9 protein-coding genes are annotated in these 11,145 nt (G+C 62.2%); all 9 read right to left on the bottom strand.

What is annotated here, in order from left to right; all coding sequences use genetic code 11:
• Positions 1-154: 154 nt before the first annotated feature.
• The 9 genes from ACP7CJ_RS19935 to leuC all read right to left on the bottom strand — a co-directional run bounded on the left by ACP7CJ_RS19935 (position 155) and on the right by leuC (position 11,127).
• A complete protein-coding gene (locus ACP7CJ_RS19935) occupies positions 155-787 on the bottom strand; it encodes a phosphoribosylanthranilate isomerase (RefSeq protein WP_276194064.1) in 633 nt (210 codons plus the stop codon).
• A gap of 64 nt (positions 788-851) precedes the next feature.
• A complete protein-coding gene (truA, locus tag ACP7CJ_RS19930) occupies positions 852-1,676 on the bottom strand; it encodes a tRNA pseudouridine(38-40) synthase TruA (RefSeq protein ID WP_276197968.1) in 825 nt (274 codons plus the stop codon).
• A gap of 158 nt (positions 1,677-1,834) precedes the next feature.
• Entirely contained in the window at positions 1,835-4,402 is a 2,568-nt protein-coding gene (locus ACP7CJ_RS19925; protein ID WP_426101245.1) for a FimV/HubP family polar landmark protein, read from the bottom strand.
• A 162-nt stretch (positions 4,403-4,564) separates the two neighbouring features.
• Positions 4,565-5,575 carry an aspartate-semialdehyde dehydrogenase gene (locus ACP7CJ_RS19920; protein WP_276194066.1) on the bottom strand — a complete coding sequence of 337 codons (1,011 nt, stop codon included), beginning with the start codon at positions 5,573-5,575 and terminating at the stop codon, positions 4,565-4,567.
• Between the two features lie 248 nt (positions 5,576-5,823).
• The gene (asd, locus tag ACP7CJ_RS19915; protein WP_095146332.1) at positions 5,824-6,936 is read right to left on the bottom strand and encodes an aspartate-semialdehyde dehydrogenase; all 1,113 of its coding nucleotides are present in this window, start codon (positions 6,934-6,936) and stop codon (positions 5,824-5,826) included.
• A gap of 64 nt (positions 6,937-7,000) precedes the next feature.
• Positions 7,001-8,083, bottom strand: coding sequence for a 3-isopropylmalate dehydrogenase (leuB, locus tag ACP7CJ_RS19910; RefSeq protein ID WP_276194067.1), 1,083 nt, complete (start codon positions 8,081-8,083; stop codon positions 7,001-7,003).
• A gap of 52 nt (positions 8,084-8,135) precedes the next feature.
• A complete protein-coding gene (locus ACP7CJ_RS19905; protein ID WP_426101243.1) occupies positions 8,136-8,900 on the bottom strand; it encodes a class I SAM-dependent methyltransferase in 765 nt (254 codons plus the stop codon).
• 153 nt (positions 8,901-9,053) lie between these two features.
• Positions 9,054-9,698, bottom strand: a complete 645-nt coding sequence (gene leuD / locus ACP7CJ_RS19900; RefSeq protein ID WP_094953214.1) for a 3-isopropylmalate dehydratase small subunit — start codon at positions 9,696-9,698, stop codon at positions 9,054-9,056.
• A gap of 10 nt (positions 9,699-9,708) precedes the next feature.
• Positions 9,709-11,127 carry a 3-isopropylmalate dehydratase large subunit gene (gene leuC, locus ACP7CJ_RS19895; protein WP_426101241.1) on the bottom strand — a complete coding sequence of 473 codons (1,419 nt, stop codon included), beginning with the start codon at positions 11,125-11,127 and terminating at the stop codon, positions 9,709-9,711.
• Positions 11,128-11,145: the final 18 nt, after the last annotated feature.

Below are 11,145 nucleotides of genomic sequence, written 5' to 3'. Positions count from 1 at the left end.
GGTCAGACGTTCGACCGGCCATTTCCCGCATGCATCCTCAGCCTTCCAGACAACCTGCCAGCGCAGGGTTGCCACTTCATTTCCGGGCCTCCCGCAGGCGGCACCGGGCCGTTTTACACAGTGATAGTTATGGACGGCGGCAGACTGCCAGCCGTCACATCGCGCCGTTGCTGTTGCGCACAGCCTGCAAGAAAGCGCGAATCTTGCTGTGATCCTTGATGCCCTTGCCCTGCTCTACTCCACCGCTGACATCCACGGCATACGGTCGAACCTGCTCGATCGCCGCCGCGACATTGGCGGGGGTGAGCCCGCCGGCCAGGATGATCGGTTTGCTCAACCCCTCGGGGATCAGCGACCAATCGAAGGCTTCGCCGGTGCCGCCGGGTACACCTTCGACGTAGGTGTCCAGCAGAATCCCGCGCGCGCTGGTGTAGGCAGCGCAGGCGCCCGCGATATCATCCCCGGCCTTGACCCTCAACGCCTTGATATACGGGCGCTGGTAGCTTTCGCACTCGTCAGGGGTTTCATCGCCGTGAAACTGCACCATGTCCAGTTGCACAGCATCCAGGGTTTCGTTGAGTTCGCAACGGCTGGCGTTGACGAACAAGCCCACGGTGGTCACAAACGGCGGCAGCGCAGCGATGATCGCCCGCGCCTGCAGCACATTCACCGCCCGCGGGCTCTTGGCATAAAACACGAAACCGATGGCGTGCGCCCCCGCTTCGACTGCCGCCAGCGCGTCTTCTATGCGGGTAATCCCACAAATCTTGCTGCGAACGGCTGACATGTCGTAGAAACCTCAGGGGTTGAACCGAGAAAGTCCCGGATGGTAACAAAAGCTTTTCCGGGCGTCAGCCGTCAAGTTCGCTGAAACCGGTGAGGAAGTGTGGCCCGACGAAGCGCTGCGGTAGCTCGAACTCGTCGCGATACTCCACCTCCACCAGATACAGGCCAAACGGATGCGCCGTGACACCGCCGGTACGGCGAATGCGGCTCTCCAGCACTTCCTTGGCCCACTCCACCGGGCGTTCGCCGGTGCCGATGGTCATCAGCACACCGGCAATGTTGCGCACCATATGGTGCAGGAACGCCCCGGCGCGGATATCCAGCACGATCATCTTGCCGTGACGCGTGACCCGCAGGTGATGGACTTCCTTGATCGGCGACTTGGCCTGGCACTGGCCGGCGCGGAACGCGCTGAAATCGTGGACGCCAACCAGGTGCTGCGCGGCTTCGGCCATGCGCTCGGCATCCAGCGGGCGGTGGTTCCAGGTGATTTCTTGGTTGAGGTGCGCCGGGCGGATCTGATCGTTGTAGATCACATAGCGGTAACGCCGGGCGATAGCCTTGAAGCGCGCATGAAAATGCGCCGGCATGACCTTCGCCCAACTGACACTGACGTCATGGGGCAAATTGATATTAGCGCCCATCACCCACGCCTTCATCGAGCGCTCGGCCTGAGTATCGAAGTGCACCACCTGGCCGCAGGCGTGTACGCCCGCGTCGGTGCGCCCGGCGCACATCAGCGAAACCGGCGAGTCAGCGACTTTGGACAGGGCCTTTTCCAGGGTTTCCTGCACCGTCAGCACGCCGGACGCCTGGCGCTGCCAGCCGCAATAGCGCGAACCTTTGTATTCCACGCCCAGGGCGATGCGGTAAAAGCCTGCAGCCGCCATTTCGGCAGCCGGGTTATCTATATTTGCCAAGAACTGAGAGCCTGATGAGTTGCGCAAAGGCGGGCATTATAAGGCGCTGCGCCCCAGACGCCATGTGTTTGGTGGCGGCAACGTAAAACGGCGACCCGAAGGCCGCCGTCTGGGTTAACCCTTGGCGATTACGCCAGTCGGCCAAGCATTTCCTTGGCTTCGCCGCGTTGGGTTTCGCTACCCTCGGTCAGCACTTCGGAAAGGATATCCCGCGCGCCATCCGCATCGCCCATGTCGATATAGGCCTGGGCGAGGTCCAGCTTGGTGGCGACTTCATCGGTGCCGGAGAGGAAGTCGAACTCCGGCTCATCACCACCCAACGCCGCATCTTCGGCGGTGAAAGACGGTTCGATCGGTGGACTTTCCAGGCTCTGGGACAGACGATCGAGTTCGGCGTTGACGTCATCCAGTTCCGAGGAGAACGCATCGGGCTTGGCCGCCGGGGCCGCCGGGGCCTCCGGCTCGTCGGCCAGGGACAGGTCGAAGTCTTCCGGCAAGTCGAGGTCGTCCAGGGCGGCCGGGGTCAGGGTCGGCGGTTCGACCGGCGACACATCCTTCATCTGATCTTCGAGCCCCGAAAGGAAGTCGTCATCGGACTGGGAAGACGGCGGCTCCAACTGCAGGTCGAGATCAAAGTCCGACAGGTCTTCCGAGGCTGGCTTGGCTTCGGTCTCTTGCTGCAGCAGCGCCTCGAAGGTCTGCTGATCGGCATTGTCCACCGCTGCCGGTGAAGCTGCCTCCAGCTCGTCCAGGCTCAGATCGAAATCAGTGTCGAACGCCTCTGCTTCAGCTTCCGGCACGGAAGCCGGCTTATCTTCCATCAGATCCTTGACGAATTGAGCGTCCAGCGCAGCGGCGGCCACGGCGGCACTCACCCCCGCTGCCAACACGGCCATGGCCGGGAAGCGCGACTTGAGCTGCTCGACCTGGGCATGGTTTTCACCATTGGCCACCAGTTGACGCTCCTGGGTGATGAAACCGTCCTTGTCGTTTTGCAGGCCGTAGACTTCCATCAGTTTCAAGCGCAAGTCGCTGCGCTTTGTTTCGTACTTGATGGCTTGCTCCAATACATCGGCCGCCTGGTTCAAGTGACCGCGGTCGATATGGGACTGCGCCTGCACCAGCGCATCATTGGCGTTTTCCGGCGCTACGGCGACAGCCAGGGGCGCAAGCACCGAGGCTACGCTCGGCGCCGCAGCCGGTGCGACGACAGGCGCCGGCGTAGGCGTAGGCGTAGGCGTAGGCGCGGCAGCCAACGTGACGTTCGGTGCCGGCACTTCCAGGCCAGCGAAGCTGTCCGGTGGCAGATCAAGGTCGATATTCGAGGTAAATTCCGGCTCTTCAGCCAGGGCGCGGGCCATGCGCACGTGCTTTTCTTCTGCGCGACGGGCATTGCGATGACGTGCCCACAACAGCAGGAGCAACACCACCACCAGACCAGCCGCACCGCCAATGACGCCGAGGACGATCGGGTTGGTCAGCAGCTCGTTGAATTTGTCTTCGCTGGTCGCAGGCACTGCGTCAGGCTTGATCGGCTCGGACGCCGGGGCCGCAGTGGCTGCCGCTTCGACGGGCACGACCACAGTGGCGGGCGGCTCACCAGCCAACTGCGCAGGCATGACCGCTGCTGCCTGGGCTGCCGGAGCGCCTTTTTCAGACTGCAACCTGGCCAGTTGATCGTTCTTGAGCTGGATCAGCTTTTGCAGCTTGTCCAACTGGCTCTGCAGGTCTGCTGCGCGGCTTTTCAGTTCTTCGTTGTCACGGCGCGTCGTGTCGAGCTGCTCCTGGGCCATCGCCAGTTTGTCGCCCAGGGCCCGGCCATCACCCGACTTACCCTTCGCACCCTTCTTGGCCGCTTCGGCCGAAACCAGGCTCAAGCTGTCCTTGGCATTGGTGCTAGCTGGCGCATTGCCTGCCTGGGTGCGCTTAGTCGCGTCCAGCTGCTGCTTGCCAGCCGCTTGATTGGTCGCGGCGCGACGGCCCTGGCGCCAGGCAGCGTTCTGCGCGGTCACTTCGGCAATGGCTTTGGTTTGTGGCAGCGCCGTGCTTTGTACGGTATCCGGCAGGCGCAGCACGCGACCGGTTTTCAGACGGTTGATGTTGCCATCGACAAAAGCGTGAGGGTTGAGCGCCTGGATCGCCAGCATGGTCTGCTGCACCGAAGCGCCATTGCGATGCTTTTCGGCGATTTCCCACAGCGTGTCATGGGCCGTGGTGGTGTGCTGGGCGGGCACGCTCACTGCGGGTGCGCTCAAACGAGGCGTGGCCGCGGTGTTGGTCGGCGTCGATGGGTCGAACTTGGCCGGGTCGAGCAACACGCTGTAGTCACGCATCAGGCGGCCATTCGGCCATTGCACTTGCAGCAGGAAACGCACGTAGGAATCAGGCAGCGGCTTGCTCGACGTGACACGCACCACACTGCGCCCGGCCGGGTTGATCACCGGCGTAAACGTCAGGTCATTGAGGAACGCCTGGCGATCGACCCCCGCATCCACAAACGCCTGGGACGATGCCAGGCTCGGGGTGATCTCGGCGGCCGTGAGGCCGCCGACGTCGAGCAATTCGATGTCCACCGACAATGGCTGGTTCAACTTCGACTTGAGGGTCATCTCCCCAAGCTGCAGCGCCTGCGCCATACCGGAGGACAGCGCCGAGGCGGCCGCTATTGCTAACACCAGTTTGCGAACTTGAACCATAGCCTCATCCTTTGTTTGAACACTCCCCGGCCTGCGAGAAGGTTGGTAACCGCTGCCATAAGGCACGGCGAGCCGATAGGTTACCGACGCGCAACTGTTCCTGCTTGGGGCCAAGCATAGCGCCTGGTTAGAATCAATCTACAAATTGCCGCCAAGTATCTTTTACACAAGGCCTTTTATCAACAACTGCGCCAGCTGCACCGCATTCAGTGCGGCGCCTTTGCGCACGTTATCTGACGTCAACCACAGATTTAGTTCCGCCGGATCGTCCACTCCCGCACGCACTCGGCCGACGTAGACTACATCCTGGCCGACGGCATCGCCCACGGCAGTCGGGTAATCCCCCTCCTCCACCCGCTCGATACTCGCTGCAGCGTCGAGAACGCGGTTGACGACGGCGAGGTCGACCGGCGAGCCCAATTGCAAAGACACAGTCAAGCTATCGCCAAAAAACACCGGGGCTTGAACGCAAGTTGCGGAAATCTTTAGTAAAGGAGTTTCCAGCACGGCGCGCAGTTCGTGTACGAGGCGTTTCTCCAGCTCTGTATGACCCTGGGCGTCCGGCGTGCCGACTTGTGCCAGCAGGTTGAACGCCATCTGCCGATCAAAGAATTTGGGCTCCAGGGGGCGCACATTCAGCAGCTCGGCGGTTTGGCGCGCCAACTCGCTGACCGCTTCACGGCCCTGAGCAGACACTGCCAGGTTGGCGGTAACGCTGACATGCTGGATATCCAGCACGCCGCGCAGCGGCGCCAGGACCACCGCCAGGTTGGTCGCGGACGGGCTCGGGCTACCGAGTTGGAACGGCTTTTTCAAACCTTCGAGCACATGGGCATTGGCTTCCGGCACCACCTGAGGCGCCTGCGCGGCCGGCAATGCGCCCGATAAATCAATCACCGAACAGCCGGCTGCCGTGGCACGCGGGGCGAAGCTCAGGGTCACCGCCGGGCCGGCCGCGAAAAACGCCAGTTGCGCCTTGCTGAAATCAAACTCATCGACTTCCCGCACACGCACGTTCTTGCCACGGAACGGCACCGATGCGCCCGCAGAGTTACTGCCCGCCAGCAGATACAGGGTGCCCACCGGGAAAGCCAGCTCTTCGAGGATCTGCACCAGGGTTTCACCGACGCTGCCGGTGGCGCCGATCACGGCGATATCAAAGGTCTGGGTCATGGGGGCTGCCTCGGGCATTGCGGGGGGAGCGGCACTTTACCGGGTGGCTGGGGGTGAGGCAATTAGCCCGGGGCTTGTGGTGTAGCTGACGGCGCTATCGGGGGCAAGCCCCCTCCCACAGTGAACAGCGTTTCAACGTTGGAATTCGGTCGAATGTGGGAGGGGGCTTGCCCCCGATAGCGCCCGAAAGAACAATAAAAAACCCGCGTCTGTCACCAGTCGCGGGTTTTTCTTAGTGCCTTACGCGATCAACGCTCCAGCAGAATCCGCAGCATGCGGCGCAGCGGTTCGGCCGCGCCCCACAGCAGTTGGTCGCCGACGGTGAACGCGCCCAGGTATTGGGTGCCCATGTTCAGCTTGCGCAGACGCCCCACCGGTACATTCAGGGTGCCGGTGACCTTGGTCGGGCTCAGCTCCTGCATGCTGATGTCGCGGCTGTTCGGCACCAGCTTGACCCATGGGTTGTGCTGGCTGATCAGCCCTTCGATATCGGCGATCGGCACGTCTTTGTTCAGCTTGATGGTCAGCGCCTGGCTGTGGCAGCGCATGGCGCCGATGCGCACGCAGATGCCGTCCACCGGGATCGGGCTCTTGAAACGACCGAGGATCTTGTTGGTCTCGGCCTGGGCCTTCCACTCTTCACGGCTCTGGCCGTTCGGCAGTTCCTTGTCGATCCACGGGATCAGGCTACCGGCCAACGGTACGCCGAAGTTCTCGGTCGGGTACGCGTCGCTGCGCATGGCTTCGGCCACACGGCGGTCAATGTCGAGGATCGCGCTGGCTGGGTCGGCCAGTTGATCGGCGACGGCCGCGTGGGTCGCGCCCATCTGCTTGATCAGTTCGCGCATGTTCTGCGCGCCGGCGCCGGACGCCGCCTGATAGGTCATGGCGCTCATCCACTCGACCAGGCCGGCTTCGAAGAGGCCGCCCAGACCCATCAGCATCAGGCTGACGGTGCAGTTGCCACCGATGTAGTTCTTGGTGCCAGCGTCGAGCTGCTGGTCGATGACCTTGCGGTTGACCGGATCGAGAACGATCACCGCATCGTCCTGCATGCGCAGGCTGGATGCAGCGTCGATCCAATAACCCTGCCAGCCGGCTTCGCGCAGCTTGGGGAAGACTTCGCTGGTGTAGTCGCCACCCTGGCAGGTCAGAATCACATCGAGAGTTTTCAGCTCTTCAATGCTGTAGGCGTCCTTGAGCGGAGCAATATCCTTGCCCACGGACGGCCCTTGGCCGCCCACGTTCGAAGTGGTGAAAAACACCGGCTCAATAAGATCGAAATCCTGCTCTTCCAGCATCCGCTGCATGAGCACGGAACCGACCATACCGCGCCAACCGATCAGACCTACACGTTTCATCGCAACTACACCTTGTTAAAAAGTGGGCCGCCTTGCAGCAACAACTGCAAGCGGGCCCGAGAGATTACAGATTCCGCAGCGCGGCGACTACTGCGTCGCCCATTTCTTGCGTACCGACTTTGGTGCAACCCTTCGACCAGATGTCGCCGGTGCGCAAGCCCTGGTCCAGCACCAGGCTCACGGCCTTCTCGATGGCATCCGCCGCGTCACTCAGGTTGAAGCTGTAACGCAGCATCATCGACACCGACAAAATAGTCGCCAACGGGTTGGCAATGCCCTGGCCGGCGATGTCCGGCGCCGAACCGTGGCACGGCTCGTACATGCCCTTGTTGTTGGTGTCCAAGGACGCCGACGGCAGCATGCCGATGGAACCGGTGAGCATCGACGCCTGGTCGGACAGGATGTCGCCGAACAGGTTGTCGGTGACGATCACGTCGAACTGCTTCGGCGCGCGCACCAATTGCATGGCGGCGTTATCGACGTACATGTGGCTGAGTTCGACGTCCGGGTAGTCTTTGGCGACTTCCTCGACGATTTCACGCCACAACTGGCTGGAGGCCAGGACGTTGGCCTTATCGACCGAGCAGATCTTCTTGCTACGCACGCGGGCCATGTCGAAACCGACCCGGGCGATACGGCGAATTTCGCTTTCGCTGTACGGCAGGGTGTCGTAGGCCTGGCGCTCGCCATTTGGCAGTTCGCGCACACCGCGCGGCGAGCCGAAGTAGATACCGCCGGTCAGCTCGCGCACGATCAGGATATCCAGGCCCGCCACCACTTCCGGCTTGAGGCTCGACGCGTCGGCCAGTTGCGGGTAGAGGATCGCCGGGCGCAGGTTGCCGAACAGGCCCAGTTGCGCACGGATCTTCAGCAGGCCGCGCTCAGGGCGAATGTCACGGTCGATCTTGTCCCATTTCGGGCCACCCACGGCGCCGAGCAGCACGGCGTCGGCAGCACGGGCGCGGTCCAGGGTCTCGTCGGCCAGGGGCACGCCGTGCTTGTCGATGGCCGCGCCGCCGATCACGTCGTGGCTCAATTCGAAGCCCAGGTTGTACTTGGTGTTGGCCAACTCCAGGACTTTGACCGCTTCGGCCATGATTTCCGGACCAATACCGTCGCCTGGAAGAATCAGAATCTGCTTGCTCATGCGTTCCTCATTTCATCGTGCGACCCGCCCAGAGGCAGGTCGGGAAAAATACTCAGCGTTCGGCCCAAACCACCAGCACGTCGGTGCTGAAGGTGCCGTCGGCTTGAATTTCATAGTAATCGCGGACTTCCTGGCCCATCGCCTGTTGCAGCTCAAGGATCGCCGCGCACAAGGCCGGCGGCGTGCGCATGCGCTCGACCCACGAGGTGTATTCCAGGCGCAGGCGCTGGCGGCTGCTGTTGCGCACATGCAGACCGGCTTCGCTGAGCTGGCGCATCCATTCGGCGGCGGAGTAATCGCGCACGTGGCTGGTGTCGCGCAGCACTTCGACGGTTTGCAGGTAAGTGTCCAACAGCGGGCTACCCGGTGACAAGACATCGACAAACGCCGCCACGCCACCCGGCTTAAGCACCCGGCGCACTTCGCGCAGGGCCAGGCCGAGGTCGCTCCAATGGTGCGCCGAATAGCGGCTGAACACGAAGTCGAATTCGCCGTCGGCGAACGGCAAGCGCTCAGCGGCGCCGTGTACCGTGCGGATATTGCCCAAGCCACGGTCCACGGCAGCGGCGGCGACCACGTCAAGCATCTGCAGGGACAGGTCGTAGGCCACCACTTCTTTTACCAGCGGCGCCACATGGAAACTGACATGACCGGCACCGCAGCCCAAATCCAGCAGTCGCGCAGCGCCGTGCCCGGCCAGTTCGGCCTGGAGCAGCGCGAATTCAGTGCCTTGGGCGTGTACGGCACTGCTCAGGTAGGCCGAGGCCTGCTCGCCGAATTGTTTTTGCACGACTTGGGTGTGGGCGGCTTTGGTCATGGGAGTTTCCTCAATGGACCTTGTGGTGTTTGTTCTGGCCCCATCGGGGGCAAGTCGAATCGTCGCACCGCCCCTCCCACATTTGAACGTGCTCACAATTCAACATGTGGGAGGAAGCTTGCTCCCGATGGCGGCGGTCCTGCCTACATCACATCAAGCGTCGCGAAACAACCAAGGCTGGCTGGCCCGATGCTTGGTTTCAAACGCGGCAATCGCATCGCCGTCCTGCAAGGTCAGGCCGATGTCGTCCAGGCCGTTGATCAGGCAGTGCTTACGGAAAGCATCGACTTCAAAGTGATACACCTTGCCGTCCGGACGGGTCACCGTCTGTGCAGCCAAGTCAACCGTCAGTTGGTAGCCGACATCGGCTTCGACTTGCTTGAACAGCTCGTCCACTTCGGCATCGCTCAAGATGATCGGCAGCAAGCCGTTCTTGAAGCTGTTGTTGAAGAAGATGTCGGCGTAGCTCGGCGCGATGATGCTGCGAAAGCCATATTCTTCCAGGGCCCACGGCGCGTGTTCGCGGCTGGAACCGCAGCCGAAGTTTTCCCGCGCCAGCAGCACGCTGGCACCCTGGTAACGTTCGGCGTTGAGCACGAAGTCCTTGTTCAGCGGGCGCTTGGAGTTGTCCTGGTAGGCGTAGCCCACGTCCAGGTAGCGCCACTCGTCGAACAGGTTAGGGCCGAAACCGGTGCGCTTGATCGACTTCAAGAACTGCTTGGGGATGATCTGGTCAGTGTCCACGTTGGCACGGTCCAACGGCGCGACAAGACCTGTGTGTTGGGTAAAAGCTCTCATCGGGTATTCCTCAGATCAATTCGCGAACGTCGATGAAACGACCGTTGACGGCAGCGGCGGCGGCCATGGCCGGGCTGACCAGGTGGGTACGCCCACCGGCGCCCTGACGCCCTTCGAAGTTACGGTTGGAGGTCGACGCGCAATGCTCGCCGGACTCCAAGCGGTCCGGGTTCATCGCCAGGCACATGGAGCAGCCCGGCTCACGCCATTCAAAACCGGCTTCGAGGAAGATCTTGTCCAGGCCTTCCGCTTCGGCCTGGGCTTTCACCAGGCCCGAACCCGGCACCACGATGGCCTGCTTGATGGTCGAGGCGACTTTGCGGCCCTTGGCGATCACCGCCGCGGCGCGCAGGTCTTCGATCCGCGAGTTGGTGCAGGAACCGATGAACACGCGATCCAACTGAATGTCGGTGATCGCCTGGTTGGCTTTCAAGCCCATGTACTTCAAGGCACGCTCGATCGAACCGCGCTTGACCAGGTCGGTTTCCTTGGCCGGGTCCGGCACGTTCTGGTCGACGGCCAAGACCATTTCCGGCGAGGTGCCCCAGCTGACTTGCGGCTTGATCTGGCTGGCGTCGAGTTCAACCACGGTGTCAAACACGGCATCGGCATCGGAGACCAGGTCTTTCCAGGCCTCAACGGCGGTATCCCAGTCGGCGCCTTTCGGAGCGAATGGACGGCCTTTTACGTATTCGACGGTTTTTTCATCCGCCGCCACCATGCCCACGCGGGCACCGGCTTCGATGGACATGTTGCAGATGGTCATGCGGCCTTCGACGGACAGGTCGCGAATGGCGCTGCCGGCGAATTCGATGGCATGGCCGTTACCGCCGGCGGTGCCGATCTTGCCGATCACGGCGAGCACGATGTCCTTGGCGGTCACGCCAAACGGCAATTGGCCTTCGACGCGTACCAGCATGTTCTTCATTTTCTTGGCGACCAGGCACTGGGTGGCGAACACATGTTCCACCTCGGACGTGCCGATGCCGTGGGCCAGGGCACCGAACGCGCCGTGGGTGGAGGTGTGGGAGTCGCCGCAGACCACGGTCATGCCGGGCAAGGTGGCACCCTGCTCCGGGCCAATCACGTGAACGATGCCCTGACGCACGTCATTCATCTTGAATTCGGTGATGCCATATTCGTCGCAGTAGTCGTCGAGGGTTTGCACCTGCAAACGCGACACCGTGTCGATAATGGCGTCGATCCCGCCCTTGCGCTCCGGGGTGGTCGGCACGTTGTGGTCCGGGGTGGCGATGATCGAGTCGACGCGCCAAGGCTTACGCCCGGCCAGTCGCAGGCCTTCGAACGCTTGGGGCGAGGTCACTTCATGGATGATGTGACGGTCGATATAGATCAGCGACGAGCCATCGTCGCGCCGTTTCACTTCATGGGAATCCCAAAGCTTGTCGTAAAGCGTTTTGCCGGCCATCAGTCGGTCCTCATCAGC

This window comes from Pseudomonas sp. PSPC3-2 (assembly GCF_049897085.1).
Classification (GTDB): Bacteria; Pseudomonadota; Gammaproteobacteria; order Pseudomonadales; family Pseudomonadaceae; genus Aquipseudomonas; species Aquipseudomonas paraveronii.
The sequence above is the reverse complement of the archived record's forward strand: the minus strand, read 5'-3'. Positions and strand labels throughout refer to the sequence as shown.